This window comes from Rhodanobacter sp. G2-10 (assembly GCF_055809185.1).
Map to the genome: position 1 here is coordinate 1,964,299 of NZ_CM147900.1, position 26,271 is coordinate 1,990,569.

At 62.7% G+C, this 26,271-nt stretch carries 21 protein-coding genes and 4 tRNA genes; 10 read left to right on the top strand and 15 right to left on the bottom strand.

Annotated features, from left to right (window positions below):
• Nucleotide 1 precedes the first annotated feature (1 nt).
• From rpoE to AC0L58_RS09035, 3 genes are all read right to left on the bottom strand, one after another.
• The gene (gene rpoE / locus AC0L58_RS09025) at nucleotides 2-610 is read right to left on the bottom strand and encodes an RNA polymerase sigma factor RpoE (protein WP_473682627.1); all 609 of its coding nucleotides are present in this window, start codon (nucleotides 608-610) and stop codon (nucleotides 2-4) included.
• 177 nt (nucleotides 611-787) lie between these two features.
• Complete coding sequence (locus AC0L58_RS09030; RefSeq protein WP_473682629.1) at nucleotides 788-3,352, bottom strand: putative bifunctional diguanylate cyclase/phosphodiesterase; 2,565 nt, start codon at nucleotides 3,350-3,352, stop codon at nucleotides 788-790.
• Between the two features lie 13 nt (nucleotides 3,353-3,365).
• Nucleotides 3,366-3,860 carry a hypothetical protein gene (locus AC0L58_RS09035; protein ID WP_473682631.1) on the bottom strand — a complete coding sequence of 165 codons (495 nt, stop codon included), beginning with the start codon at nucleotides 3,858-3,860 and terminating at the stop codon, nucleotides 3,366-3,368.
• 302 nt (nucleotides 3,861-4,162) lie between these two features.
• Between AC0L58_RS09035 and AC0L58_RS09040 the strand changes: the two genes are divergently transcribed.
• Nucleotides 4,163-6,226, top strand: coding sequence for a 3-hydroxyacyl-CoA dehydrogenase NAD-binding domain-containing protein (locus tag AC0L58_RS09040; RefSeq protein ID WP_473682633.1), 2,064 nt, complete (start codon nucleotides 4,163-4,165; stop codon nucleotides 6,224-6,226).
• Between the two features lie 194 nt (nucleotides 6,227-6,420).
• Here AC0L58_RS09040 and AC0L58_RS09045 read toward each other — a convergent pair whose 3' ends face one another.
• The 5 genes from AC0L58_RS09045 to AC0L58_RS09065 all read right to left on the bottom strand — a co-directional run bounded on the left by AC0L58_RS09045 (nucleotide 6,421) and on the right by AC0L58_RS09065 (nucleotide 11,554).
• The gene (locus AC0L58_RS09045; RefSeq protein WP_473682635.1) at nucleotides 6,421-6,990 is read right to left on the bottom strand and encodes a DUF2058 family protein; all 570 of its coding nucleotides are present in this window, start codon (nucleotides 6,988-6,990) and stop codon (nucleotides 6,421-6,423) included.
• Nucleotides 6,991-7,191: 201 nt separating this feature from the next.
• Nucleotides 7,192-7,416, bottom strand: a complete 225-nt coding sequence (locus AC0L58_RS09050) for a SlyX family protein (RefSeq protein ID WP_473682637.1) — start codon at nucleotides 7,414-7,416, stop codon at nucleotides 7,192-7,194.
• Nucleotides 7,413-8,756, bottom strand: a complete 1,344-nt coding sequence (locus tag AC0L58_RS09055; RefSeq protein WP_473688655.1) for a UDP-glucose dehydrogenase family protein — start codon at nucleotides 8,754-8,756, stop codon at nucleotides 7,413-7,415. Before AC0L58_RS09055 ends, AC0L58_RS09050 begins: the two co-directional genes overlap by 4 nt.
• Nucleotides 8,757-8,893: 137 nt before the next feature.
• Nucleotides 8,894-9,652, bottom strand: coding sequence for an FKBP-type peptidyl-prolyl cis-trans isomerase (locus AC0L58_RS09060; protein ID WP_473688657.1), 759 nt, complete (start codon nucleotides 9,650-9,652; stop codon nucleotides 8,894-8,896).
• 135 nt (nucleotides 9,653-9,787) lie between these two features.
• Nucleotides 9,788-11,554: a cation:proton antiporter gene (locus tag AC0L58_RS09065; RefSeq protein ID WP_473682639.1), complete on the bottom strand. Its 1,767-nt coding sequence runs from the start codon at nucleotides 11,552-11,554 to the stop codon at nucleotides 9,788-9,790.
• Nucleotides 11,555-11,725: 171 nt separating this feature from the next.
• Between AC0L58_RS09065 and AC0L58_RS09070 the strand changes: the two genes are divergently transcribed.
• From AC0L58_RS09070 to AC0L58_RS09080, 3 genes are all read left to right on the top strand, one after another.
• Nucleotides 11,726-11,801, top strand: a tRNA-Ala gene (locus AC0L58_RS09070).
• Between the two features lie 9 nt (nucleotides 11,802-11,810).
• Nucleotides 11,811-11,886 (top strand) — tRNA-Glu (locus tag AC0L58_RS09075).
• 37 nt (nucleotides 11,887-11,923) lie between these two features.
• Nucleotides 11,924-12,000: transfer RNA gene (locus AC0L58_RS09080), tRNA-Asp, on the top strand.
• 239 nt (nucleotides 12,001-12,239) lie between these two features.
• Here the strand turns inward: AC0L58_RS09080 and AC0L58_RS09085 are convergent.
• Both AC0L58_RS09085 and ppsR read right to left on the bottom strand, forming a co-directional pair.
• Nucleotides 12,240-12,701: a DUF1249 domain-containing protein gene (locus AC0L58_RS09085; protein WP_473682641.1), complete on the bottom strand. Its 462-nt coding sequence runs from the start codon at nucleotides 12,699-12,701 to the stop codon at nucleotides 12,240-12,242.
• Between the two features lie 28 nt (nucleotides 12,702-12,729).
• A complete protein-coding gene (gene ppsR, locus AC0L58_RS09090) occupies nucleotides 12,730-13,545 on the bottom strand; it encodes a posphoenolpyruvate synthetase regulatory kinase/phosphorylase PpsR (RefSeq protein ID WP_473682643.1) in 816 nt (271 codons plus the stop codon).
• Nucleotides 13,546-13,776: 231 nt separating this feature from the next.
• Between ppsR and ppsA the strand changes: the two genes are divergently transcribed.
• The 3 genes from ppsA (at nucleotide 13,777) to AC0L58_RS09105 (ending at nucleotide 18,757) form a co-directional block, all read left to right on the top strand.
• A complete protein-coding gene (ppsA, locus tag AC0L58_RS09095) occupies nucleotides 13,777-16,149 on the top strand; it encodes a phosphoenolpyruvate synthase (protein ID WP_473682645.1) in 2,373 nt (790 codons plus the stop codon).
• A gap of 294 nt (nucleotides 16,150-16,443) precedes the next feature.
• Entirely contained in the window at nucleotides 16,444-17,244 is an 801-nt protein-coding gene (locus tag AC0L58_RS09100; protein WP_473682647.1) for a TetR/AcrR family transcriptional regulator, read from the top strand.
• Between the two features lie 196 nt (nucleotides 17,245-17,440).
• Entirely contained in the window at nucleotides 17,441-18,757 is a 1,317-nt protein-coding gene (locus AC0L58_RS09105) for an outer membrane protein transport protein (protein WP_473682649.1), read from the top strand.
• A 405-nt stretch (nucleotides 18,758-19,162) separates the two neighbouring features.
• Here AC0L58_RS09105 and AC0L58_RS09110 read toward each other — a convergent pair.
• Nucleotides 19,163-19,253: transfer RNA gene (locus tag AC0L58_RS09110), tRNA-Ser, on the bottom strand.
• Between the two features lie 111 nt (nucleotides 19,254-19,364).
• On the opposite strand from AC0L58_RS09110, the gene AC0L58_RS09115 reads away from it, so the two are divergent.
• A complete protein-coding gene (locus AC0L58_RS09115; RefSeq protein ID WP_473682651.1) occupies nucleotides 19,365-20,066 on the top strand; it encodes a PP2C family protein-serine/threonine phosphatase in 702 nt (233 codons plus the stop codon).
• A 25-nt stretch (nucleotides 20,067-20,091) separates the two neighbouring features.
• Here the strand turns inward: AC0L58_RS09115 and dnaQ are convergent, their stop codons facing one another.
• From dnaQ to AC0L58_RS09130, 3 genes are read right to left on the bottom strand one after another with little or no spacing between them, the layout of a single operon-like run.
• The gene (gene dnaQ / locus AC0L58_RS09120; protein WP_473682653.1) at nucleotides 20,092-20,799 is read right to left on the bottom strand and encodes a DNA polymerase III subunit epsilon; all 708 of its coding nucleotides are present in this window, start codon (nucleotides 20,797-20,799) and stop codon (nucleotides 20,092-20,094) included.
• Entirely contained in the window at nucleotides 20,796-21,239 is a 444-nt protein-coding gene (rnhA, locus tag AC0L58_RS09125; protein WP_473682655.1) for a ribonuclease HI, read from the bottom strand. The genes dnaQ and rnhA overlap by 4 nt, the downstream gene beginning before the upstream one ends.
• A gap of 6 nt (nucleotides 21,240-21,245) precedes the next feature.
• Nucleotides 21,246-21,875 (bottom strand): class I SAM-dependent methyltransferase, encoded by a 630-nt coding sequence (locus tag AC0L58_RS09130; RefSeq protein ID WP_473682657.1) that lies wholly within the window; start codon nucleotides 21,873-21,875, stop codon nucleotides 21,246-21,248.
• Nucleotides 21,876-22,196: 321 nt separating this feature from the next.
• Between AC0L58_RS09130 and gloB the strand changes: the two genes are divergently transcribed.
• Nucleotides 22,197-22,961 carry a hydroxyacylglutathione hydrolase gene (gene gloB, locus AC0L58_RS09135; protein ID WP_473682659.1) on the top strand — a complete coding sequence of 255 codons (765 nt, stop codon included), beginning with the start codon at nucleotides 22,197-22,199 and terminating at the stop codon, nucleotides 22,959-22,961.
• Between the two features lie 146 nt (nucleotides 22,962-23,107).
• Entirely contained in the window at nucleotides 23,108-24,148 is a 1,041-nt protein-coding gene (locus AC0L58_RS09140; RefSeq protein WP_473682661.1) for a transglycosylase SLT domain-containing protein, read from the top strand.
• 127 nt (nucleotides 24,149-24,275) lie between these two features.
• On the opposite strand, the gene AC0L58_RS09145 is transcribed toward AC0L58_RS09140, so the two are convergent.
• The gene (locus AC0L58_RS09145) at nucleotides 24,276-26,186 is read right to left on the bottom strand and encodes a SurA N-terminal domain-containing protein (protein WP_473682663.1); all 1,911 of its coding nucleotides are present in this window, start codon (nucleotides 26,184-26,186) and stop codon (nucleotides 24,276-24,278) included.
• Nucleotides 26,187-26,271: the final 85 nt, after the last annotated feature.

A 26,271-nucleotide genomic window follows, 5' to 3' on the forward strand; every position in this document is an offset into this window, starting at 1 on the left:
TTCATGTGTGATCCTCGCGACCAGGCAAAAGCGGCCGCAGCTTTTCATCTATCGCCTCGCGCGCCCGGAAGATGCGCGAACGCACCGTACCGATCGGGCAGCCCATGGCTTCGGCAATTTCATCGTAGCTGAGGCCGTCCACTTCCCGCAGGGTGATGGCCGTCCGCAGCTCTTCGGGCAGGGCTTGGACAGTGGAAAACACCGATTGTTCAATTTCCTGGCGCATCAGTTCGTGTTCGGGGGTGGCGCTGTCATGCATGCGCTCGGCGCCGGCCATGAACTCGGCATCGTCGGCGTCGACGTCGCCCGACGGCGGCCGCCGACTCATCGCCACCAGGTGATTCTTGGCGGTATTCACGGCGATCTTGTAGAGCCAGGTGTAGAACGCGCTGTCCCCGCGGAACGAGCCGATCGCCCGCCAGGCGCGGATAAAGGCCTCCTGCGCGATGTCCTCGCATTCGGCATGACTGCGTACATAACGGGAAATCAGGCCGATCAGCTTGTGCTGGTACTTGCGCACCAGCAGATCGAAGGCGCGCTTGTCCCCCTGCTGCACCCGCTCCACGAGCGCCCGGTCCAGTTCGTTTTCGCCCACGCGGGCTGTGTCCATCGTCAATGCCGTCATCCGCTGAGGGTGCCTGAGGGGAACTGAACCCGGCGCTCAGACCACCGGGAACCGCCCAAGTTCAGTTTACTCATGCTCAAGGCCCTGTCGGAACACTGCGTAAGTTGCCCGCTGGCCAAAACCGGGGCGCCGTTGTCCGTTATGGGGTCGCCTGGTTCCGGCTCAAGCCGGTTCGGCCAGGCGCACGTCCAGCAGCCGCTGGCGCTCGGCCAGCAATTTGTCGAAGCTGACCGGCTGCAGCGGGCGACAGAACAGATAACCCTGCAACTCGTCACAGTGATGATTGCGCAGGAACTGCATGTGCTGCTCGGTCTCCACCCCTTCGGCGACTACCGCACGGTTCAAGCGATGCGCCATCTCGATGGTGGCACGCACGATGGCCTCGTCGTCAGGGTCCACGCCGATATTGCGCACGAAGCTCTGGTCGATCTTGATCCGGTCCGCCGGCAGTCGACGCAGGTAGTCCAGCGAGGCGGCACCGGTCCCGAAGTCGTCGATCGCGATGTGGCTTCCCAGGCGATGCAGCGCGTTGAGGTTCTCGACCAGGTTCGGCGCTGCCTTGATGCTGATGCTCTCGGTGATTTCCAGTTCCAGCAGGGTTGGATCCAGGCCGGTCTCGCGCAGCACCCGGGCCACCATGTCCAGCAGCTGCGGTTCCATCAGCTGTACCGCCGAGAGGTTCACGCCCAGCCTAAGCCGCAGGCCGTAGCGCTGTTCCCATTCCCGCGCCTGGCGACAGGCTGTTTGCATCACCCACTCGCCGATCGACACGATCAGACCGGTCTCCTCGGCCAGCGGAATGAACACCGCCGGGCTGATCATGCCCAGCTCGGGATGCTCCCAGCGCACGAGCGCCTCCATCCCCACGATGTCCTCGGTCTGGGTGTCCACCTGCGGCTGATAGACCACCCGCAACTCGCCGTTGCCCTCGGCGTGGCGCAGGCGGGTCTTCAGCGCCATGCCGTGCTCCCGGGCATACTCCGGGCTGACTTCGTAGATCTGGAAGTTGTTGCGGCCCAGATGCTTGGCCGAATACATCGCCTCATCGGCGTGCTTGAGCAGCGTTTCCGCGTCGCCGGCATCGTCGGGGAAAAAGCTCAACCCCATCGACACGGTGACCTGCAACTCGGTGCCGTCGTCCAGGAAGATCGGCGACTCCATCGTTTGCACGACTTTCTCGGCGACCCGCAATACGTCATCGTTCTTCACGATGTGCCGCAATACGACGGTGAACTCGTCGCCAGCGTAGCGCGCCACCGTGTCCGACGCGCGGATACTGCCGCGCAGCCGTTGCGTGACGGTTCGCAGGACCTGGTCGCCGGTGGCATGACCGTAGGTGTCGTTGATCGCCTTGAAGCGATCCAGGTCGACGAACAGCAAAGCGAAGCATTCGCCGTTGCGGACCGCCTCGCGCAGGATCGTCTCCAGGCGGTCGTTGAACAGCAGCCGGTTGGGCAGACCGGTGAGCGAATCGACCAGGCCTTCGGCGCGCCCTTGTTCGCGCGTGCGTTCCAGCTCGATCACGCGCGCAAAGCGGGCAGCGGCGCAACGCAACACGGGTTCAACCACGCTCATTTCGGAAAAGCCACGGCGACTGCCGGCCAACATCGCACCGATCACGGCATTCCGCTCGTCGAACAGGGGCAGCCCGACAAACCCGGCCAGATCCAGCTGCTGCAGCAGCGGGTCCGTTGCGGCCAGCTTGCCGGCATCGTTCTGATAATGCATCGCCTTGCCGCCAAGCACTACCTGCAGAGAACCCTGCAGATAGGAGGATGGCCACTGCGCCGGTTCACTCCGGCAAAGCTGCAGCATCTGTACCGGTGCGTCGGCGGCGTCGCTGCGCGAGGACCATACGGCGAGATAGTCCAATGCCAGTTCGTCGAACAACAGCCGACTCGCGGCTACGGGGGCATCGACCCCGCTGCTCGACACAAAGAAGCGTGACAACAGCGACAGTGCCGCTTCGGCCCGGAGGTCAGCGCGGTCGCTGCGGAACTGCACTGCCAGCGCTCCACGCCCGCCGTGTCGGACACGCCGCACATTCACCTGGCCGGCATCGTATCCGTGGGCGGACTTGCGTCGGGCCGGATGCCAGCGACGGTCGGCCTCGGAGTAAATACCCTGCGGCATACCGCCCTCGAAACTGATCGCTTCGGACAATGCCATCCCGGTCCACTGGCTGGCCGGCAAGCGACTGTGACGAGCGACGCTGGGACTCACCTCGAGCAGACAATCGGTCTGCACGTCCACCATCAACCACTCGCCGTCGCCTTCCTCGAAAGCGCAGCGACAGTCCTCCTCATCCGGATCGCTGTCGACGACCACCCTCACCTGCGTTCTCGTCCCACCGGGACGGACGCGCCGCCAACGCGCCAGCAGTTCCGTCCCGATCTGTCCGGCGCAAAGCCAATCCGCGATTTGCGGCGGCAGCTCCGAAGGGCTGCAACTGGCTCCGTCGGCCAACACCACGATCAGGGGCGCTTCGGAGGCATTTGGCAGACGACTCAATTGCTCACAATGGCTGCATACCTGCTTCTGGTCGCCATCGTGCACCAGCACGATCAATTGCAGTGGCTGCTGCGAAGCCACGCCTTCCATCAGGATCGCGGCGTGGGAGAGATCGCGTGCGCTGTGTATCTTCGAATACCCCGCCTGATCGAGCACGTCGAACAGACGGCGACGCAACTCGCGCTCCGCGGCCACCAGCAAGATCCCGGCACTCATGCGGGCCGCCATTTCATGCAAGCCAGCGACCATCGCGAAGGCGCAATTTTCGTGGCTTGCCGTCCTCGCTGCTCAGTTGCGCGGCGAGATCGCCCAGATGGGCAACCAGTGCCGGCGGAGTATCGATGAGCACGACTCGCCGCAAATGCCCCTTGGGCGCCCGCGCCAACTGTCGCAAGACGGCTGCATCGACGGCCGACAGTGGCAACTCCAGGCCGCGCAGGAAATAGACACCGAAGTGCATGCTTTGCTGCATGTAGCGCAAGGCATTGCCCAGACGATCGCAGTCCGGCACACGCGCATGGGCGTCGCGCAGGCTGCCAAGCCCGGTGTCGGGCTGCCACAGATACACCGCTTGCCCACTGTGCCTGGCCAGTGCGCGCATCTGCTCGATCAGCGCTTCCACGTCGTTGCTTTCGAGCACGACCAGCCCGGTTGATGCAGTCAGTATCCGCTCGAAAATTTCGGCGCCCGCTTGCGGCGGCGCGGAAGCCATCGCGATATTCATCAAGTATCCGTCCCGCGCCGCTGGTGCTCGCGCGATGATGGAATCGGACGCGGCAGATGGCCGCGGCCACCCATGGGATGCCGCCTGGGCTTCGATGGATCCGGATAATTCGCAATCAAGGTGTCCAGCCTCCCGTATGTGATCACCACGGTGTCGCCACACCTGGCTGGTTTCAGCGCATGTCTTTCGCAGCAGCCCGATTTCACACCGCCTTCACGGCCGGGTCAAGCGCGGGCTTCATATCTCGCATTCGTGGCGGCGGAACGGTATGGTTCAGGCCTCCTCCTCATGCCTCTATCCCCATGTTCGAAGGATTGCGATTCAAACACTGGCAAACCCATGACGACGAGGGCGTGGTCACGCTCACGCTCGACCGCGCGGACAGCAGCGTCAATGCGATCTGCCGGGCCGTGCTGGATGAGCTGGAGCAGATTGTCGAACGGCTGGCGATCGACATGCCGCTCGGAGTCATCATCCATTCGGCCAAATCGTCGGGCTTCGCGGTGGGCGCGGATATCCACGAGTTCGTGGAATTCGCCAAGCAGGATTCCGTACGCGAAAACATCGAGCACGGCCAACGAGTCTACGAGGCGCTGGCACGCCTGGCCTGCCCCACGGTGGCGGCCGTGCACGGCGCCTGCATGGGCGGCGGCACCGAGTTGATCCTGGCCTGCCGTCAGCGTATTGCGGCGGACGACGAAAAGACCCGTATCGGCCTGCCCGAAGTAATGCTGGGCATCCATCCGGGCTGGGGCGGCACGGCGCGGCTGCCACGACTGATCGGCGCGACCGAGGCCATGCCGATGATGTTGACCGGCAAACCGCTCTCCGCGCGTCGCGCCCTCAGTCTGGGCGTGGTCGATGCCGTGGCACGTCCACAGGAACTGCTGGCCGAGGCACGCATACTCCTGCGCCGGGCACCGGCGCGGCCGTTCGCGCGTCGCGCCAAGGCCTGGGCCAGCAATACCTGGCTGGCACGCCAGATCCTGGCCCCCGTGATGCTGAAGCAGACGGCTGCCAAGGTGCGCAAGGAACATTATCCGGCGCCATTTGCGCTGATTGATGTATGGAAACGTGGCGGCGGCAACATCGAGCAGTGCCTGAAGCTTGAGGCACGCTCGGTAGCGAAGCTGGCACAAACCCCGACGGCGCAGAACCTGATCCGCATCTTCTTCCTGCAGGAGCAGCTGAAGAACCAGGGCAGCGGGATCGATCCGGCGATCAAGCATGTGCACGTGGTCGGTGCCGGCGTGATGGGCGGCGATATCGCGGCGTGGGCTGCCTTCAAGGGTTTTGACGTGACCCTGCAGGATCGCGAGATGAAATACATCCAGCCCGCGCTGGATCGGGCGCGCAAGCTGTATGAGAAAAAGCTGAAGACCACTGAAAAGGTCGATGCCGCAATGAGGCGGCTGCGTGCGGATGTCGAGGGCAAGGGTATCGCCTCGGCAGACCTGGCGATCGAGGCGATCTACGAGAACGCCGAAGCGAAGGAGTCGCTGTACGCCACCATCGAGCCGCAATTCCAGGCTGACCAGATCCTGGCCAGCAATACCTCGAGCATTCCGCTGGACGAGTTGCGCAGCAAGCTCGGCGCGCCACAGCGTTTCCTGGGCCTGCATTTCTTCAACCCCGTGGCGCAAATGCCGCTGGTCGAAGTGGTGCGCCACGACAAGCTTGACCCGGCCATCGAAAAGCGTGCACTGGCGTTCTGCAAGGCGATCGGCAAGCTGCCGGTTGCCGTCAAGGGAACGCCGGGCTTTCTGGTCAACCGCATCCTGATGCCCTATCTGCTCGAAGCCATGCGGCTCTACAGCGAGGGTGTCCCCGGCCCGGTGCTTGATCGCGAAGCAAGGAAATTCGGGATGCCCATGGGGCCGATCGAACTGGCCGACACCGTCGGACTCGATGTCTGCGCTTCGGTCGGCAAGGAACTGGCGCCTTTCCTGGGTCTTGAATTGCCGCCGGGCATGGACGACACACTGGAATCCGGCAAACGCGGCAAGAAGGATGGCCAAGGCCTCTACACCTGGCAGGACGGCAAGCCACAGAAACCTGAAGTGGACAAGGAGTACGTCACGCCACCGGACCTGCAGGACCGGATGATCCTGATGATGATCAACGAGGCGGTCGCCTGCCTGGCGGACGGTGTCGTCGACGACGCCGACCTGCTCGACGCCGGCGTGATCTTCGGCACCGGTTTTGCGCCATTCCGCGGTGGCCCGATCCAGTACGTGCGCAGCGAAGGTGCCGACACCTTGAAGTCGAAACTGCAGGAGCTCGCCCAACGCTACGGCGACCGCTTCACACCGAAAAGCGGTTGGGATCACCCTGCCCTCGTGCAAACGACGGATCGCCAAACGTAGCGCGGGCTTTGCCCGCCGCTTGTTTGCCGCGCAGGAAAAACTCGCTCACATTCAAGGGCCGGCGGGCAGAGCCCGCCCTACGCCGACATCAAGGTCTCCCGCGCGACACCCTTGCGAGAACCGCAGGGCGGGCTTCGCCCGCCGCGCGTATGCCGCCAAGCAAAATCCTGCCGCAGATTCAAGAACCGGCGGTGTCACCACATGAGGTCGTCCGGCACGCCATCGTCATCGGCGCTGGCTGCGCCGGGCTCGACGAGCAGCGCCAGTTGGCGGGGCTCGATGTCGCGCACTTGCAAGGCAATCTCCCGACTCACCAGCAGGTACCTGCCGGCGTGCTGCACCACGGCAAGTTCGCCGGCGTTGAGCGCTGCCAGCTGCGCGGTATCGACATGGATGCGGCGGATCTTCGCCGAGTACTCGAAGTTTCGCACCTGGTCGGCATCGGTCTTGTTCAAGGCCTTGCCATCCAGCAACTTCTGCAGGCGCAGCTTGCGCTCGCGTCGCAACCGGGCCTGCTCGGCCGCCTCGCGCTCGGCGCGCTTGCGCTCGGTCGCTTCGACCTGGGTGCGCAGTGCATAGGCCTTGGCCAGGTCGATTTCCTGTTGGTCCTGGGGCTGCGCCGCGGCGGCGCGCGGCTTGCCGCCGCCTCGCCCCGGCTTGCCTGATGCGCCAGCGGTCGGTCGCTTGGGTTCGCGAATCCGCTCCTGCTGAACTTTCTTGACGAGACCGCTCTTGAGCAATTGATCGCGCAGGGATTCAGCCATGCGTGTATTCCATGATCGATGGTTAGGAGAACCCCAGGAGTCTGTCGGACTTTGGTTGGCCGGCCTGCGAATCCGCCTGTGCGGTCTATATTTCCGCCGATTCTTGGCCCATGGAACCACCATGGGCCGGCGAACCGTCGAAAGTCTATCCTCGCACAGCCGAATTCTCGCCTCGACCACCAAAGTCCGACAGGCTCCTAGTCAGTAGTGTGGCGGAGGTGGCTCGTCATGCGGGTCGCCGCCCTGGGCAACGCGCATGGAAGCCATCTCGCCGCGCAAGTCTCGCAAGGCGCGCTCCAGGGCCGCTATGCGCTGCGACAGGTCGGCATCGGCCGACGTCAGCGCTTGCACGGTATCGTCCATGAAGGTGAGCCTGACCTCCATCTCATCGAACCGCCGATCCAGCTCTTCGCGGCCACTACTCATCGTGACACCCTCAAACTGCGACCGCGGCCGATTCCGTAATAAGCCAGACCGGCCTCTTCCACCGTGGCCGGATCGTACAAATTGCGACCATCGAAGATCACCGGTACCGACAAAGCCGCGCGGATACGGGCGAAGTCCGGACTGCGGAAGGCTTTCCACTCCGTGACGACAACCAGCGCGTCGGCACCTTGCAGCGCCGCAGCAGCCTCATCGCACAGCACCAGGTCCGGACGTTCGCCATACAACCGGCCCGCTTCCTGCCGCGCTTCCGGGTCGTAGGCGCGGACCTTCGCCCCCGCCTCCCACAGCGCCTCCATCAGCCGCCGGCTGGGCGCCTCGCGCATGTCGTCCGTGTTCGGCTTGAACGCCAAACCCCACAGCGCAATCGTCTTGCCCGCCAGTTGCCCGTCGAAGTGGCGAGAGATCAAATCGAACAGCTTTCCCTTTTGCTGGCGGTTGACGGCCTCGACCGCACCGAGCAAGCGCGCTTGGTAGCCATGGCCGTGCGCAGTACGCTCCAGCGCCTGCACGTCCTTGGGAAAGCACGAGCCGCCATAGCCGGCACCGGCGTAGATGAAGTGATAACCGATGCGGGGGTCGGAGCCGATACCCTGTCGCACCAGCTCCACATCGGCGCCCACCCGTTCGGCGATGTTGGCGATCTCGTTCATGAAGCTGATCTTGGTGGCCAGCATCGCATTGGCGGCGTACTTGGTCAGTTCGGCCGAGCGCTCATCCATCACTACCATGCGATCGTGATTGCGATTGAACGGCGCGTACAGCTTGCGCAACACGTCTACCGCCCGCGCGCTTGAAGACCCCACGATGATGCGATCCGGACGCAAGCAGTCGTCCACGGCGGCGCCTTCCTTCAGGAACTCGGGGTTGGACACCACGTCGAACTCGACGCTGGCGCCACGCGCGGCGAGCTCCGCGGTGATCGTCTCGCGCACCTTGTCGGCCGTACCGACCGGCACCGTCGACTTGTTCACCACCACGGCATACCGATCCAGGTGCCGGCCAATGGTCCTGGCCACTTCCTGGACATACTTGAGGTCCGCGCTGCCATCCTCGTCCGGGGGTGTACCCACTGCAATGAAGATCAGCTCTCCATGGGTGATGGCTGCTTCCGGTTCGGTGGTGAAGTCCAGTCGCCCGTCCGCGTGGTTGCGACGCACGATGGATTCGAGGCCGGGTTCGTAGATCGGAATTTCACCGCGTCTCAGGCGCTCCACCTTGGAGCTGTCGACATCGACGCAGAGCACCTGGTTGCCCATCTCGGCCAGGCAAGCGCCGGTTACCAGTCCCACATAGCCAGTGCCGAAGATCGTGACCTTCATCATCTTCGTGACGATTCCCTTGGAATTGAACCGCCTATTCTAACGCCGCAAGGGCACCGTGGGGCTCGCCGCCGAAGAAAAGCAGAAGGGCGCGAATCGCTTCGCGCCCTTCTGCGTGCCGCTAGGAATCTGCGGAGTTACTGGCCGTCCGCGGGCGCTGCGCCCGCCGGAGTCGGGCCCGTCTTGACCAGGGTCACGTCAAAAATCAGCGTCTGATTCGGCGGCATTGGCGGCTGCGGTTCGGCACCGTAGGCCAGCGACGACGGAATGAACAGCTTGTAATGCCCACCAACCTGCATCAGCTGCAGGCCTTCGCGGAAGCCGGGAATCACGTTCGCAACGGGGATCGACGCCGGCTTGGGGCCATGCTTGGCGGATGAATCGAACACCTGACCGTCGAGGAAGGAGCCGGTGTAGTTGATCTCCACCGTGTCGTTCGGGCCCGGACGCGCCCCAGTACCCGGAGTGATCACCTTGTACTGCAGGCCGGATGCCGTGGTTTTCACACCCGGAGCTTTCTTGTTCTTGGCGAAGAAGGCGTCGCCTTCGGCCTTGTTCTTGGCTGCTTCCTTGGCGCGCTCGGCCTCGAACTTGTTCTGCACCTTGGTCATGAACGCTTCGTACACCTGCTTGGCGTCGTCCTCGCTCACCGTCGATTTCTGATTTGACAGTGCAGCCTGCACACCACGAGCAACGGCGGCTGGATCCAGCTCTTCACGCAAGATCGGCGGCACGGCCTCGCCCATCTTGTAGTAACCGAACACGTAACTGGCCTTGGCTTTGTCAACGGGAGCGGCGGTGCCGGTCTTGGCAGTCTGGGCGTAAGCGCCCGCGGTCATGCCCAGCGCAACGGTCAGCGCAACCGCCGTCAGCATGGGATGCGAAAAGTGCTTCATTCGTAACTCCCTCATTAAATGGAAACGCCGGCAGAACCGGCCAGAGCCCCCCGGTGGAGGCAGGCCACGCATTGTGCGGTGCCAATCCTCTCTTGGCAACGACTGGACGCTGTGACCGTCACTCGGGATAAAGGTTCAGCCCTCCCCGTCTCCAGGGAGCTCCGGCTTGCTCAGGGTTTCCTTCAAGGCGGCCTGCAGGCGCGCGTGCATCTGTACCAGCCCCCGCCACAACACCACGGCCAAGACCACGCCTGCCACGATCAGGGACAGCGCAATGCCGCGCGGCGGCAGGATGGCCGAGCTCAGCGCACTCAGCAATATGGCCAGCAGCACGAGCGTTGCCAGCGGAATCAGTCGCGCCAGCACATTGCGAATGGCGTGGGTATAGGAGCGCGCAAACCGCTCACGGATGCCGATCTCGGCAAGCAGCATGCCCAGCGCCTCGGCCTTGCGGTACACCGCAATCAGCATCGGCAGCGAAAGGAACAGCGCGCACGCCCAGATCAGGGTATGGCGCATCTCGCGCCCGATGCCGATGGTGGAAAACCAGGTCCAGCCGTGCGCGTTGACGTAGGCGCCGACCATAAACAGGGTGACGACAAACAGGATATTGACCCCGATATGCCACAGCAGCCGACGGAAAATCGCTGCCAGCGCCGCATTCTCGTTCACCGGCTTCAGGTGTTCCAGCCAACCGCTGTAGCTGCTTGCCAGCAGCAGCACGGGCCGTGGCGTTATTGCCCTGAGCCCCGAGACCAGGCTGTTGGCGGAACGCGACATGTATGGCGACACGGCCATGCACAACACCGAGACCGCCACGGCCACCGGATAGATGAAGTCGCTGATGACGCCGAGCGAAAGCCCCAGCGTGGCAATCACGAACGAGAATTCACCGATCTGCGCCATCCCCAATCCGGCCCGCATGGCGGTCCGCGGCTCGCGTCCGACCACGAAGAAACCCAGGCTGCATGCCACGGTCTTGCCGACAATCACCACGCCGGCAATCAACAGCGCCGGCAAGGCGTACTGCAGCAGCATGGCTGGATCGATCTTCAGCCCGATCGCCACGAAAAACAGCGCCGCAAACATGTCGCGCAAGGGCTCCACCAGATGCATCACGCGCCCCACGCTGCGCGATTCGGCCACCACCGCGCCGGCCAGGAAGGCGCCCAGCGCAACACTGAAACCCATCCACACGGCCATCAGGCTGGCGCCGAAACAGATGCCCAGCACGCTGACCAGGAGTGTTTCATCACGTCCGAACCCGGCCACGTAGTCCACAAGCCGCGGCAGCAGCAGCAAGCCCAGGATCATTCCCACCACCACGAACAGGCCCAGATGGCCGATCAGCGTGAAGGCGGCCTCTGCCTGTACCGAGCCGCCGATCGCCACGGCGGTGAGCAGGGTCAGCATCACGATCGCCAGCATGTCTTCGGCCACCAGCAGGCCCACTACCAATTGCGCGAATGGCTGGCTGCGCTGGCCGTTCTCGGACAAGGTGCGCGTGGCCACCATGGTCGATGACAAGGAAATGATGGCACCGAGGAAAAGCGCATCCATGCCCTTCCAGCCGAAAGCGCTGCCGATGCCGAAGCCGATCCACAGCATCAGCCCCACTTCGCCCACCGCGACCGCAAGCACCCCGATGCCGACTTCGCGCAATTTGCGCACACTGAACTCCAGTCCCAGCGTGAACATCAACAGCACCACGCCGAGATTGGAGATGTCGTCGATCGCCTGCGCATCGCCAACCAGCACGCCCGGCGTATGCGGGCCGATCAGCACGCCGGCAAGGATGTAACCCAGCAACACCGGCTGGCGCATGCGCTGGAACAGGATCGTGGTAGCCCCTGCCACCAGCATCACCAGGGCCAGGTCACGGATGAAGCCGATTTCGTGCATCGTCCACCTTATGCAGTCACGCTCGTCGTGGCAGCATAAACGAGTGCCGGGCAAGATCCTGTTCCGCTGGCGATGGGCACGGCACGATCCCGACGACGCCATTGTCCGGTTTGGCGAAAAAAGGCTTGACGGATAGCAAGGTCCAACCTATTCTTTGCGGCTTCCAGCGGCGGGGCCATAGCTCAGCTGGGAGAGCGCCTGCATGGCATGCAGGAGGTCGGCGGTTCGATCCCGCCTGGCTCCACCAACTTGATCTGTCCCCATCGTCTAGAGGCCTAGGACACCACCCTTTCACGGTGGCGACCGGGGTTCGAATCCCCGTGGGGACGCCAAGTTGGCTCGCAAAGCTGGAAGACAAGTTGCAACTGCGGAGTGGTAGTTCAGTTGGTTAGAATGCTGGCCTGTCACGCCGGAGGTCGCGGGTTCGAGTCCCGTCCACTCCGCCACTATCCAGACAAGAAGCCCGCCTCGCGCGGGCTTTTTGTTGCCTGCAGTTGATCCGCGGCCAAGCTCTCTCGCGATCACATTTTGCACTGATGCACGGAACCCACGGACATCGCGGCCGTAGGGCGGGCTCTGCCCGCCGGCTCTCGTTCGGCTTCGTTCAACCTTTCGAGTCTGGAATGTCGAAACCGGCCGCTTCGGCGCCGAGCCAAGCACACGAATACCAGCCTTCACCAGCGAATCATTCCACGGGCTTCAGCGTGTCGATGCCGTGCCTTTGTCCGGCCAGATACTCCAGCCAGCGCGACAGGAAACGGCTCATGCGCAAGCGATGCTCGAATACCGTATGCGCAGGCGAGAATGGCCCCAATACCTGCCACAGGTGCCGGCCCGGATGGCAATGCAGAGCCTCGGCCACATGCGCGTCGGTATACATGCGCAACTGCGCCGACGGCGCCCGATTGCCCGTTTGCGCATCGACGAAGTCGTAGGTCAGCTCAAGCTCCAGCGTGTACGGGTGGCGCTCCTGCACATGCAGATGCACGTCGAGGCTGTCCTCCACGCGCGAAACGTAGCGACCCGGCGCCAGTTCCTGCGGCGCGAACAACCGGCTCAGCCGATGATAGTTTTCCGCATACAGCCCCATCAGGAACTCGAAACGTCCCGGCAGAAGGCTGTGGCGATTGTCCAGTACGGCGCTCATGCGTGGTGCGAAAACTCCAATCTGCTATCTAGAACATCGTCCGCTCGATTCCGAAGCGGTCGAAGATCTTGCTGGCGATCTCCTCGATCGACACGTGAGTGGTATTCAGGCTGGGAATGCCGGCCTGGCGCATCAGGCGATCCGCCTGCTCCAGCTCCCAGCGACACTGCTTGAGCGTGGCATAGCGACTGCCGGCGCGACGTTGTTCGCGGATCTGCGCGAGGCGAACCGAGTCGATCGTCAATCCGTAAAGCCGATCCTTGTAAGGTCGGAGTCGCGCGGGCAATTCCAGCTTTTCGAGATCCTCGTCGGTCAGGGGGTAGTTGGCGGCGCTGACGCCGTAATGCAAGGCCATGTACAGGCAGGTAGGCGTCTTGCCTGAGCGTGACACGCCGACCAGGATGAGGTCGGCATCCTCGTAATTCACGTCAATGCCGTCGTCGTGCGACAAGGCGTAATTCGTGGCGTTGATGCGCGCCTCGTACTTGTCGAAGTCGACCATGCCATGGGACCGATTGACCGCACCGGAACGCCGCGTGTCCAATTCCTCCTCCAGCGGACCAATGAACGGCGCGAACACATCCAGCATCAGGGCGCCGCTGGTCGCTACGATGTCGCACAGCGCGCGATCGGCCATGGTGTTGACCACGATGGGACGCCTGCCGGTTTGCGCGTAATTGGTCTTGATCCGCAGCGCGGCCACCTCAGCCTTGTGCGCATTGTCGATGAACGGCAGCCGATGCTTGTCGAACTTCACGCCCTCGAACTGCGCAAGGATGCTGTTGCCGATCGTCTCGGCGGTAATACCAGTGGAATCGGAGATGAAAAACACGTTTCGCTGCATGCGGAATTCCGTCGACCAGAGGGCACTTTCCGGCACCTTAGCGCAAGCATCAAACGCTGTCGCCGATTGACCGCCCGCTGACTGGTATCGGGTTGGAATGACATCGCCTGACATTGGTCTTCTTGTGCTATGCACCATCGACAGCGGACAATACCAGTTCTTCGCAGGCCGCCCGGCGACTGCGCTTCACCTCCATCATCCCTACCTTCAGGCATTCCCGAGGAGACACCCTTGAACGATCTGGTGCTGTGGCTCGACAAACTGCGCATGACTGACCTGGGCAAGGTCGGCGGCAAGAACGCCTCGCTCGGCGAGATGATCGGCAACCTGGCCAAGCTCGGCGTCTCCGTACCCGGGGGCTTTGCGACCACGGCGGATGCGTTCCAGCAGTATCTGGAAAAAAGCGGCCTGGCCAAACGCATCCAGGATCGCCTGGAACACCTCGATGTCGACGATGTCGACACCCTGGTGGCAGCCGGCAAGGAAATCCGCGGCTGGATCGTCGACACCGCCTTGCCTGCCGAACTCGAGCAAGCCATTCGGGAGGCCTACGTCGCGTTGTGCAAGGACGCGGGTGCCGACGACATCGCCGTGGCAGTTCGTTCCTCGGCCACGGCCGAAGATCTGCCCGATGCCTCGTTCGCCGGCCAGCAGGAGACCTTCCTCAACGTGGTCGGCATCGACGATGTGCTGCACAAGGTGAAGGAAGTCTTTGCCTCGCTGTACAACGACCGTGCCATCGCCTATCGCGTGCACCAGGGCTTCAAGCACGAGGACGTGTTCCTTTCCGCCGGCGTGCAATTGATGGTGCGCTCGGATATCGGTGCTTCCGGCGTGCTGTTCACGCTGGACACCGAATCAGGTTTCCGCGACGTGGTATTCGTCACCGGCTCCTACGGCCTCGGTGAAATGGTCGTGCAAGGCGCCGTCAATCCCGACGAGTTCTACGTGTTCAAGCCGACCCTGCGCGATGGCAAGCCAGCTGTCCTGCGTCGCAACCTGGGCGCCAAACAATTGCGCATGGTGTATTCCGATGCGCCCGGCGAACGGGTTCGCACCGAAGACACGCCGAACGACCTACGCAACAAATTCTGCATCGACGACGAGGATGTGCAGGAACTTGCCCGCCAGGCCCTCATCATCGAGAAGCACTACGATCGTCCGATGGACATCGAGTGGGCCAAGGACGGCAACACCGGCAAGATCTACATCGTGCAGGCGCGCCCGGAAACCGTGAAGTCCCGCTCGCACGCCACCCAGCTTGAGCGCTTCCACCTGAGCGAAAAGGGCCAGGTGCTGGCCGAAGGTCGCTCGATCGGCCAGAAGATCGGCGCCGGCAAGGCGCGGGTGATCCGTTCGCTCTCCGACATGAACAAGGTACAAGCCGGTGACGTGCTGATCGCCGACATGACCGACCCCGATTGGGAGCCGGTTATGAAGCGCGCCTCGGCCATCGTCACGAACCGTGGCGGGCGTACCTGTCATGCGGCGATCATCGCCCGCGAGCTTGGCGTACCCGCTGTAGTGGGTACCGGCAACGCACTGGAACTGATTCCCGACGGTGTCGATGTCACGGTATCCTGCGCAGAGGGCGACACCGGCACCATCTACGAGGGCATCCTGAAGTTCGAGCGCATTACCGCCGATCTGGGCGACATGCCCGAGGCGCCACTGAAGGTCATGATGAATGTGGCCAACCCCGAGCGCGCGTTCGACTTTGGCCAACTGCCCAACGCCGGCATCGGCCTGGCCCGCCTCGAGATGATCATCGCCAGCCACATTGGCGTGCACCCCAAGGCACTGCTGGAATACGACAAGCAGGATGCCGAGATCAAGGCGAAGATCGACGAGCGCATCGCCGGCTACCCCGGTCCGGTCGAGTTCTATGTGCAGCGACTGGGTGAAGGCATTGCCACCATCGCTGCGTCGGTCTATCCGAAGCCGGTGATCGTGCGCCTGTCCGACTTCAAGTCCAACGAATACGCCGGGTTGCTTGGCGGTTCCAAATACGAGCCGCACGAAGAGAACCCGATGATCGGTTTCCGCGGCGCCAGCCGTTATGTCGACCCCAGCTTTGCCGAGGCATTCAGCCTGGAATGCAAAGCCCTCAAGCACGTGCGCGAGGTGATGGGGCTGGACAACATATGGGCGATGATCCCGTTCGTGCGCACCCTGGACGAAGGCCGCAAGGTGATCGACGTCCTCGCCAGCAATGGCCTCAAGCAGGGCGAGCACGGACTGAAGGTCATCATGATGTGCGAGGTACCCTCGAATGCGCTTCTCGCCGACGAGTTCCTCGACATCTTCGATGGCTTCTCGATCGGCTCCAACGACCTCACCCAGCTCACGCTTGGCCTGGATCGCGACTCGAGCATCGTCGCCAGCCTGTTCGACGAGCGCAATCCGGCGGTGAAGAAGCTGCTGGCGATGGCGATCAAGGCGGCACGTAGCAAGGGCAAGTACATCGGCATTTGCGGCCAGGGCCCTAGCGATCACGCCGATCTGGCTGAATGGCTGATGGAACAGGGGATCGAGTCGATTTCCCTCAATCCCGATACGGTGGTCGATACCTGGCTGCGACTGGCGAAAAAGAAGGCCAGCTGATACGACTTGGCTGAACAGCTCCCCAGCGATTGATGTTGCATCGCAGCAATAGGGCCGAACATATCCGGCCCTATTGCTTGTCGGCAGGGCAGGACGTCGCGCCGTCCTGCAGGCTGGGCAATACTTCCGGGGGTCAAGGCCTCTTCTCCCGCGGGGCAGTTGACGGCACTGGAACTACCTTGCGCTGCAACTTGCCTGTGTCGTGGGCCCCAGTTAACGTTCATACACATGTTTCAAATTTGCATTTGAAGCGGTAGTGAACGATGTTTCCACGGCGCGTCACGGGGGCACACTTTGGGCAGGACTCAACGCACCAGCCAAAGCGACACGCGCAAGCGCCTGCTCGAAGCCACCGAATGGCTGTTCATCGAGAGTGGCTACGAAGCGATGTCGCTACGCCATATCACGGCACGTGCCGGCGCCAACCTGGCCGCGGTGAACTATCACTTCGGCAGCAAGGAGGCGCTGATGCAGGAAGTGCTGGCGCAGCGCCTGGACCGACTCAACCGCGAACGCCTGCAGTTGCTCAGCGCCTGCGAGCAGGAACCGGCGATCGGATTGGACGCAGCTGCTGTGCTTGCGATGCTGTTCATCCCTGCATTTCGACTCAGTCACGGCGATACCTCCGGGCCGGCCTTCATGCGACTGCTGGGGCGCGTCTACAGCGACCCATCGCCATTCATCCGTACCTACTTGGAAGCCCACTACCGCCCGATCTCCGGACGCTTCTTCGAGGCCTTTTCACGCGCCCTGCCCGCGTTGCCGCGTCAGGAGCTCGGACTACGCCTGCACTTTGCGCTGAAGGCACTCTCCGGAATGCTGGCCGGCGAGGACATGCAAGCTCTGATCGCCAGCATCAGCCAGGGCGAAGAGATCAATGACACCGAATTGCTGGCCCGACTGGTTTCCCTGCTGGCGCCGATCCTCACCGCACCGTTCGGCACGCCGGAGCAGCTCAACGTGATCGAGCGCGTGCTGGAGCTCGACAGCAGCACCGCCCAAGCCAGCGCCGAAGCCCAGGTCTCGCCAGAGCAGGAACCACCCCAGCAAGCGACCCCGTTGGAGTGGCTGAAAGAAGGAGGGCTGACCTCCTGAACAACCCGTACCGGTAACACGACAATCATCATCGAAAGCAGTACCCCGACCAACGCCTCATCTCAATCCGACGACAACCATACGAATCGGATCATCAAGTCACAGGAGAATCCACTTGAACCGTCAAATTCCACAACGCCTAGTCCGACTTGGAACGCAGGCCAGCCTCGCCCTGGCAGTTGCCGGCGCATTGGCCATGCCTCTGCAAGCGCAAGCCGGTTCGTTCCAACTGCCGACAGACAACGCCGCTGGCTGGGCTCGCGCCAACGCCGGTGGTTCGCTGTTCGCCAATGACCCGACCGCGGCCTACAACAACCCGGCGGCGATGGCTTTCTTCGACGCGCCAGTCCTGCAGATCACCGGTACCGGCATTCGGCCCAGCGCCAAATTCGAAGGCAGCTTCACCGACGTGACGGGCGCCCCCGTCACTGGCGACAACCCCGACGGCTTCGGCAAGTTCGTCCCGTTTCCCAATATCGCGTTCGTGGCGCCGATCACCGATCGCCTGAGCGTGGGCGGCAGCCTCTCCGTGCCATTTGGCCTGGCCAGCGAATACAGCCCCACCTGGCAAGGACGCTACTTTGGTACCAAGACCAGCCTGCAGTCGATCGCCCTGAGCCTGTCCGCCGGCTTCAAGGTCAACGACCAGTTCTCCATCGGCGTGGGCGTGGTCGGCCAGCGCACCAAGGCCCAACTGAACACCGTACTGGACACCACCGGCACCGCGACAGCCTTGTTCGGTGCCATGGGCGCGCCGTCGCCGTATGGACCTCCGCAAGGCGCCGATGAGCAGCTCAACGTAAATCTCAAGAAAACTGCGGTCGGCTATTTTGCCGGCTTCGAGTTCAAACCGACTGCTGCCGACAGCATTGGCTTGAGCTACCACTCCAGGATCAACCAGACCTTGGGTGGCGATTACGCGATCTACGGTGGCTCCCTGGGCAAGCAGCTCATCGTTGGGGGCCCGCTCCTCGCTCCGACTGCGGGGCTGCCGGTGCTCGATCCGAACGGCGGCCAGGCGAGCGCGACGCTCAACACGCCTGCCTTTGCCAGCCTGGACTGGCTGCATGCATTCAATGACCAGTTCAGCTTGGCCGCGTCGATCAAGTGGACCGGCTGGTCAAACTTCAAGAACCTCACGCTGAAATCCAACGGGCAGACCTTGATCACCCTGCCGGAAAAGTACAAGAACACCTGGGTCTACTCGGTGGGCGGCGACTACAAGCTGAGTGACCAGTGGACCTTGCGTGCCGGTGTGGGTTACGACCAGTCACCGACCAACATCGTCAGCCGCGATCCGCGCATCCCCGACGGCAATCGTCGACTGCTCGGCTTCGGTTTCGGCTACCAGCCCACCAACCACCTGGCGATCGATTTCGGCTACCAGCACCAGTTCGTCAGCGACGCTCGCGTACACATGACCAACCAGCTTGGTCTGGGTGCCGGACACATGGATGGCAAGTTCAAGGACAAGGGCGACGTGGTCAGCCTGACGGGTACGTACAAGTTCTGAAGATAGAGTGAGCCGTTACAGGAGCAGGGGCCGCGAATGCGGCCCCTGATTTTTGGGAGGCGGGGTGGCTGACGTGCCTAGCGGGATCGTCCACACCAGCCTCTCGGCCAGATACGCAAAACGCGAGCTTCGATGGAGCGCGGGGCGGCGTGGGGTCTGCGGGGATTGTTTGGCCCATCCATGGGCCAAACCCCTACGCGCTGCGCGCTCCGGGGCCAGCCTGCGGCTGGCCTTGTCGTTCCAGACGAATTTGTCGACTGCGCAGGCAGGATGCCGGAGCGAGCATCGACGTAGTCGATGGCCCGAAGGGCGAGGCACAGGAGGTGCCGTGTCACCGGTGGGTTCGTCCACACCACCCTCTCCGCCAGATACGCAAAACGCCCCATCTGGGGCGCTTTGCGTATCTGGCGGAGAGGGTGGGATTCGAACCCACGGTAGGCTATTCACCTACGCCTGATTTCGAGTCAGGTACATTCGACCACTCTGCCACCTCTCCGATGGGATGCATGGTGGCGCATGCGAGCCGGGAATCATACGCGAGCCTGAGTATCGTGACAATAACCCGAGCTTGCGGCATGCTGCGGCAGCTTGTCTTGATTGAAGCCCAATGATCGAACTCGGACACGGAACACACGTCGGCCTGCGCCGTACGCGCAACGAGGATACGTACTACGCCGATGCCTCGCTCGGCCTGTTTCTGGTCGCTGACGGCATGGGCGGGCACCAGCACGGTGAAGTGGCATCGGCGCTTGTTCGTGACGCGCTGGTCGAATTGGTCGAATCGGGATGCGGGCTGATCGAGGCGGTCAATGGCGCTGCCGATCGCCTGCTCGCGCATGCCCGACCCAGTTTCGACATGCTGCCCATGGGGACCACGATCGCCGCCCTGCGCATCATCGGTGACAGCTACGAAGTGGCTTGGGTCGGCGATAGCAGGATCTACCTGTGGAAGCAGACCCTGCGTCAGATCAGCCACGACCACTCGCTGGTGCAAGCCCTGGTCGAAGCGGGACAGCTCGATCCCGCACAAGCCTCGCGACATCCACAACGCAACCTGCTCACCCAGGCGCTCGGGGTCACTGCGACCGAACAACTGCAGATCGGCATCGCCCGGGGCACGATCGAACCCGGCATGGCGTTCCTGATGTGCACGGACGGACTGACGGAGTGTGTCGACAAGGCAGCGATCGCGCGAACCATCGCGCGTTCTGAATTGGCTGCGCAGGAATGTGTCGATCAACTGTTGCTGGCGGCCCTCGATGCCGGCGGCGATGACAACATCACGGTTGTCATCGTCCGCTGTCGCTGACAAACGCGAAGGTCTCTGATATCGGTCAGTTTGGGCGACGCCAAAGGCATTGACCACCGGCACTCTTGTCCAGCGCATCGAGGCGCTGCTCGTGAGTTCGCAGCTCTTCGACCGAGGCACGCAGTACGCGCGGACGAACCTGCAGGATGACCGGAGCTACCGTGGCGGCGGCGCGTTGTTCCGTGGCTGCATCGAAACCGAGATCGAGGCCCACCTGCCCCGACGTCATGGCCAGATAGACATCGGCCAGCAACTGGGCGTCGATCAGACCACCGTGCAGCTCGCGGCGCGAGCTGTCCACCCCAAGCCGCTTGCACAGGGCGTCGAGACTGTTGCGCTGGCCGGGATAACGTTCCCGAGCCATCGCAAGGGTGTCGAGTACGGTGCAATGATCGCCAATGCAGCCGCGCGCGGGGCCCAGCCGCGCCAGCTCGGCATCGAGAAACCCGATATCGAAACTGGCGTTGTGGATCACCAGCTCCGCGCCTTCGATGAAGGCCAGGAATTCATCCACCACATCGCCGAAACGCGGTTTGTCGAGCAGGAACTCATCCTCGATGCCGGTCACCTGACGGGCCCCTTCGTCGATCGCCCGATCCGGGTTGAGGTAGGTCTGATAGGTCTGTCCGGTGAGCCGGCGCTCGACCATCTCGACACAGGCTATTTCCACCAGTCGATGCCCCTGACGGACTTCGAGACCGGTGGTTTCCGTATCAAGCACGACTTGCCTCATGCGCTTTCCCTGATCAGCTCTGCTTGCTCACGAGCGGCCTGGTCCACGCGCTCGTTCTCGACATGGCCGTTGTGTCCCTTGACCCATTTCCAACGTACCTGGTGCGCGCCCACGGCGTCTGACAAGCGCAGCCACAAGTCCTGGTTCTTTACCGGCTTCCGATCGGCCGTGCGCCAGCCATTGGCGCGCCACTTCGGCATCCATTGCTCGATGCCCTGCATGACATAGCGCGAGTCGGTGGTAAGGGTCACCACACACGGGCGCTTGAGCGCTTCCAATGCGCCAATGGCCGCCATCAACTCCATCCGGTTATTGGTGGTGTCGGCCTCGCCACCAGCCAGCAGGCGTTCATTGCCTTTTGCACGCAGCAGCGCGGCCCAGCCGCCCGGGCCCGGGTTGCCCAGGCATGCTCCGTCAGTAAATGCTTCCACTTCACTCATTGCTGTTCACGCTGTTCCCGTTGTTTGCATGGCCGCACTGCGCCGGGTGCTCGGCGACAACTGGCGGGCGGCAGGTACTGCCACACTGATCGGCTTGATTCTCAGGGGCGTGCCTTGCCGCCTGTGCTTTCGTGCGATCAAGACATAGCCTCCACCAAATACGTTCCGCGACATCCCATCTGATTTCAGTTGTCCCGGCCAACCCCGGCCCACTCTCTGTGTCAGTTCGACATCAAGCCCGGCCTGCCGCAGATGCCGCTGCAGTTGCAACGGCATTTGCAGGCTGAGTGATCGTCCCTGTGGCTGCCAGCGTAACCACGGCGTCCACCCGCTGACGGGGTGAATACCCGTCAGTGCGAGAACACCACCGGGTGCCAACACCCGGATCGCATCAGTGAGCAATGCCGGTGCCGTCGCCGAAACCTCCAGCGCGTGCCTGAGCAGTACCAGGTCGAACGCATCGTCGACGAACGGCAAGGGCTCATCTGCCGCCGCCCGCAAATCACCCGTATAGCGATCCCGCTCCAGGCACAGCCGGGTCCAGCAGCTCAACATCGGCAATGGCGGCGGCGTGTCATCGCGCGCGGCACTCAACAGCAACGCATGCTCACCGAAACAGCGCTGCAATTCGGGCATCAGCACCCGTGCCTGTGCCGCCCGCAATTGGCGCAGCGGGGCACTGACATAGAGGTCGTTGTCATGCTGATGCATTCACGCAATTCCGGATTGGCTCGCGAACCGTCAGTTTAGCGGCTCATTGCGCATGATCGCAGTTGCAAGCGAACTACCGCACGCAACTGAACACCCAGGTCGCACGTTAACGTCACGCTAACGAACTGCCGCCGATGCCCGTCTATAGTCAACCGCCTCACGCGCACCGACAAGCCTTCATCTGTCGTTGATCGAGGCGGCATCGGACATCCTGCCCATTGCCAATCGAACACCGCGGGAACCGCTTTGCAACTGATACCGCTACCGGCCCTGGCTGACAACTACATCTGGCTGATTCACGACGATGACGGCCACGCCATCGTCGTCGATCCAGGTGACGCCGAGGTGGTGGAACGCGCACTGCGCGCTCGACAGCTGCAATTGCGAGCCATCCTGCTGACTCATCACCATCTTGACCACATCGGTGGCGCCGCCACGCTGCAGCATCGCCATGCGGCCCCCGTTTACGCGCCCGCTGACGACCGCACCGCTTGTACGACACACCGGGTAGCCGATGGCGACCGCATCGAACTGACCGCGCCGGAGGTCGGTTTCGATGTGCTGGCCATACCCGGGCACACACTCAGCCACGTCGGCTACGTCGGTGCCGGGTTGTTGTTGTGCGGCGACACCCTGTTCAGCCTCGGCTGCGGCCGGTTGTTCGAGGGTACGCCAGCGCAAATGCTCTCTTCGCTGGATCACCTGGCCGCACTGCCGGGCGCGACTCTCGTATGCGCCGGCCATGAATACACCGAAGCCAATGGTCACTTCGCGAACGAGGTGGAGCCGGACAATCTCCGGTTGCAATCACGGCGACAGCAAGTTGCCCGCCTGCGCAACAACGACCAGCCAACGTTGCCGATCGCACTGGCCGAGGAGTTGGCGACCAATCCGTTCCTGCGCGCCGACTCCGCCGGCGTGATCAAGTGGTGCACCGAACGTGGAGTCACGGGCGACCGTGTCGCCCGCTTTGCGGCCATACGTGCAGCAAAAGATGCCTACCGCGCATGAACAGGCCGACGCGACTTATTCTCCCGTTGGTCATTCCTGCCTTGCTGGCGGCCTGCGCCGGTGTCGCTCCAAAGACACCTTCCACTCCTCCTGCCGCCGCTGCCCCCGTCTCGGCGAAACTCCCGGCGCCGCCTGCCACGGAGAGCATGCCCGCGCCGGCAGCCGCCACCGACGTCTGGGACCGATTGCGTCGCAGTTTCGCCATGCCTGACTGCAACGCCGATCCGTCGGTGCTCAAGTGGGCGAACCGCTACACGCGAAACCACAAGCTTTTCGAGCAAACAATGCGTCAGGCGCTGCCGCGCCTCGACTACGTGCAGCAGGTGGCGTCGCAATACGATGTACCCGGCGAATTCGTGCTGCTGCCGTGGGTCGAGAGCCACTACCGGCCCGCTCCGGGACGCAGGTATCACTCTGCCGGCATGTGGCAGATCATGCCGATCACTGCCCGGTCACTGAGTTTGCAGGTGAATCGCCACTACGACGGTCGATTCGACATACCTGCCGCCACTCATGCCGTGATGAAGTTGCTGGAGCAATACCACGAGCATTTCAAGGATTGGCGAATGGCCGATTACGCCTACAACACGGGCGAGTTCAAGCTGCGCAAGCTTGTCCGCCAATACGGTTCGCCAGCTGACGAGCCGGTGATTCCCGATCTGCCGGTACCCCGGATCACGCGTGAGCATCTGACCAAACTGCTGGCGATCGCCTGCGTCGTGCGCGAGCCGGAACGCTTCCATGTGCAGTTGCCGCTGCTGCCGGATACCGAACGTCTGGTACAGGTACCTCTGACACGGTCCATGACATTTGCCCGAGCCGCCGAGCTCGCCGACATGCCGGTAGCCCCGCTCAAGCAACTCAACTCGGCATTTCACGGAAAAACGATCGACACCGCTTATGCGTCGTACCTGATTCTGCCCTCGAACCGTGCCGAACGTTTCCGTACTGCCGCACGGGAAGCATCAGACGTCGCTGCCGTCGGCCCGACGTCGCCGGCCACCACGACCAAGCGGACACCGGGTGTCCAGCATCAACACCGAACCCATGTCGTCAAGCGTGGCGAAAGCCTTTGGCAAATTGCGCACCACAACGCGACAAGCGTGGCAGCGCTGCAGCAACTGAACAACCTGAAGGGACACTCGATCCAGCCAGGCGAGGTGCTGCAGCTCGATGACGACGACTGAATCGGTCAGGCCACTCCAACTACACTGACAAGCGGCGATCCCTCGCCAAAAGGAACGGGGCGACCCATGGCCGCCCCGTTCCTTTTCTCACCTATCCATTTCGCAGCCGACCGCGCGAAGAACTCGACTACATCCGGTCCTTGCTGATCTCGATCTTGGTCTTGGCGCGCAGCATCTCCAGGAGTTCGCGCGTTGCCTCTGAACCGTAGGCCTGGGACATCTGGTGACTCAGGGCCTCACGCTGATCCGCGGGAATCTTCGACAAGTCACCACCCTGGACCTTGTCCACGGCCAACAGCGCAAAGCCGCCGTCGCCCATATCCACTGTCGCGTACTCCGGCTTGTCAGTCGACTTCGGATGTGGCAACAGGAATGCTTCCTTGAGCAGTGGCGCCGGCACTTGCAGCGACTGCTCGCGCACCGCCTCGGGTACGGTGACCACGGACGCGTCGAGCGACTTGGCGACCGCCGCCATGGCCTCGCCCTTGCGCAGCCGCGCCAGCGCCTCGTCAGCCTCCTTCTTCGCGGCCGCCGCCACGCGCGACTCGAGAATACTGACCTTGATCTTGGCCTGGACCTCTGACAACGGCTTGACCGCGGCAGGCACATGCTTGTCAACGTGGATAACCGCCGAGTGGTCGTTACCCAGATCGATCAAGCCGGAGTTGTTGCCCTGGACCAGAACGTCATCGCTGAACGCGGCAGCGACAAACTTGGGATTGGCCGTGATGCCCTGGCCGTTGGTGCGCGAGAACAACGGCGTGGTCTTGATGGGCAGATCCAACGCCACCGATGCCGGCTCAAGCGAGCTCGGATTGGAATAGGTGTTGTCCGCCATCTTGCCGGCCAGCTCGTTGTACTGCCGATCGCGCTGGGCCGAGGTCGCCTCCTTGACCAGCTGATCGCGTACTTCGGCAAACGGCTTCGACTCCCCGCTGCGGATATCGCGCAGCCAGATGATGTGATACCCGTCGGACGACAGCACCGGCTTGGAAATCTGCCCCTTCTGCAGCGAGAACATGGCCGAGTCGAACGCTGCATTGGTGACGCCCTTCTCCAGCCAGCCCAGGTCGCCGCCCTGCCGCTTCGAGCCCAGATCCTGCGAATCCTTTTCGGCCAGCTTGGCGAAATTGGCGGGCGTCGCCTCGGCCGCGATCTTGTCAGCCTTCGCCAGCGCCGCCTTCTGCTGTTCGGGCGTGGCATTGGGCGGCACGTCAACCAGGATATGCGAAACCAGGCGCTGCTCTGGCTGCACGAATCGCTGCTTTTCGTCCTCGTAGCGCTTCTTCAACTCTTCGTCGCTCGGCGCTGCCTTGGGCTGAAGCTTGGCGCCATCCACTTCGATGTACTTTACCGAGACCTGTTCCGGATTCATGTACTGGGCCTGGTGCGACTTGTACCAGGCCTCGATCTCGGCGTCCGTGACCTCCTTGTCGGACACGTCCGGCTTGGGCAGTACGAAGTAACGCAGATCGCGACGCTGCGTAAGCAAACCGAGGAAAGCATCAACGCTGCCGTTGCTGATGATGGTGCTGTCTGCAATCGCCTCGGGCAACAACTGGGTGGCCAGCGAGGAGCGGATCTCGTCCTCGAACATCGCAGGTGTCTTGCCGCTGCTGGTCAGCCACGCACGATAGCTGTTGGCGTCGAACTTGCCGTTCACCTGAAACGCGGGGATTCCCGCAATGGTGTCGCGCAGTGCCTGACTGGACACTCGCATGCCCCAGTCTTCGTTCGCCTGCAGCAGCAATTGCTGGTCGATCATGGAATCCAGCACGCGCATCTTGGTTTCAGGTTGTTCGAAAATCTTCGCATCGAAGTGCTCACCCTGCTGGGCGCTGGCCTGCTGCCGCAACTGGTTCATGCGATCCTGAAACGCATTCTGGCTGATCTCGCGCTTGCCGACCTTCGCCACATACGTATCACTGGTGGACCTGAAATAACTCTCCATGCCGAACAGAGACATCGCGATGACGGCGAGGCCAAGCACGATGATGGATGGCCATCCGTGCATTTTGTTACGCATTGCCTGCAGCATTGAAATCTTCCCGCAACGTGGTTGAAAGCGCGTGAAGCGCATGATGCATGCGAGGCACCGGAATGCCTCGCCAATGCATGTCCGA

Bases quoted from the DNA above. Each gene is read 5' to 3' on its own strand.
- rpoE (WP_473682627.1), bottom strand. From the start codon at position 610: ATGGACACAGCCCGCGTGGGCGAAAACGAACTGGACCGGGCGCTCGTG.
- AC0L58_RS09030 (WP_473682629.1), bottom strand. From the start codon at position 3,352: ATGAGTGCCGGGATCTTGCTGGTGGCCGCGGAGCGCGAGTTGCGTCGC.
- AC0L58_RS09035 (WP_473682631.1), bottom strand. From the start codon at position 3,860: ATGAATATCGCGATGGCTTCCGCGCCGCCGCAAGCGGGCGCCGAAATT.
- AC0L58_RS09040 (WP_473682633.1), top strand. From the start codon at position 4,163: ATGTTCGAAGGATTGCGATTCAAACACTGGCAAACCCATGACGACGAG.
- AC0L58_RS09045 (WP_473682635.1), bottom strand. From the start codon at position 6,990: ATGGCTGAATCCCTGCGCGATCAATTGCTCAAGAGCGGTCTCGTCAAG.
- AC0L58_RS09050 (WP_473682637.1), bottom strand. From the start codon at position 7,416: ATGAGTAGTGGCCGCGAAGAGCTGGATCGGCGGTTCGATGAGATGGAG.
- AC0L58_RS09055 (WP_473688655.1), bottom strand. From the start codon at position 8,756: ATGAAGGTCACGATCTTCGGCACTGGCTATGTGGGACTGGTAACCGGC.
- AC0L58_RS09060 (WP_473688657.1), bottom strand. From the start codon at position 9,652: ATGAAGCACTTTTCGCATCCCATGCTGACGGCGGTTGCGCTGACCGTT.
- AC0L58_RS09065 (WP_473682639.1), bottom strand. From the start codon at position 11,554: ATGCACGAAATCGGCTTCATCCGTGACCTGGCCCTGGTGATGCTGGTG.
- AC0L58_RS09085 (WP_473682641.1), bottom strand. From the start codon at position 12,701: ATGAGCGCCGTACTGGACAATCGCCACAGCCTTCTGCCGGGACGTTTC.
- ppsR (WP_473682643.1), bottom strand. From the start codon at position 13,545: ATGCAGCGAAACGTGTTTTTCATCTCCGATTCCACTGGTATTACCGCC.
- AC0L58_RS09105 (WP_473682649.1), top strand. From the start codon at position 17,441: ATGCCTCTGCAAGCGCAAGCCGGTTCGTTCCAACTGCCGACAGACAAC.
- AC0L58_RS09115 (WP_473682651.1), top strand. From the start codon at position 19,365: ATGATCGAACTCGGACACGGAACACACGTCGGCCTGCGCCGTACGCGC.
- dnaQ (WP_473682653.1), bottom strand. From the start codon at position 20,799: ATGAGGCAAGTCGTGCTTGATACGGAAACCACCGGTCTCGAAGTCCGT.
- rnhA (WP_473682655.1), bottom strand. From the start codon at position 21,239: ATGAGTGAAGTGGAAGCATTTACTGACGGAGCATGCCTGGGCAACCCG.
- AC0L58_RS09130 (WP_473682657.1), bottom strand. From the start codon at position 21,875: ATGCCCGAATTGCAGCGCTGTTTCGGTGAGCATGCGTTGCTGTTGAGT.
- AC0L58_RS09140 (WP_473682661.1), top strand. From the start codon at position 23,108: ATGCCCGCGCCGGCAGCCGCCACCGACGTCTGGGACCGATTGCGTCGC.
- AC0L58_RS09145 (WP_473682663.1), bottom strand. From the start codon at position 26,186: ATGCTGCAGGCAATGCGTAACAAAATGCACGGATGGCCATCCATCATC.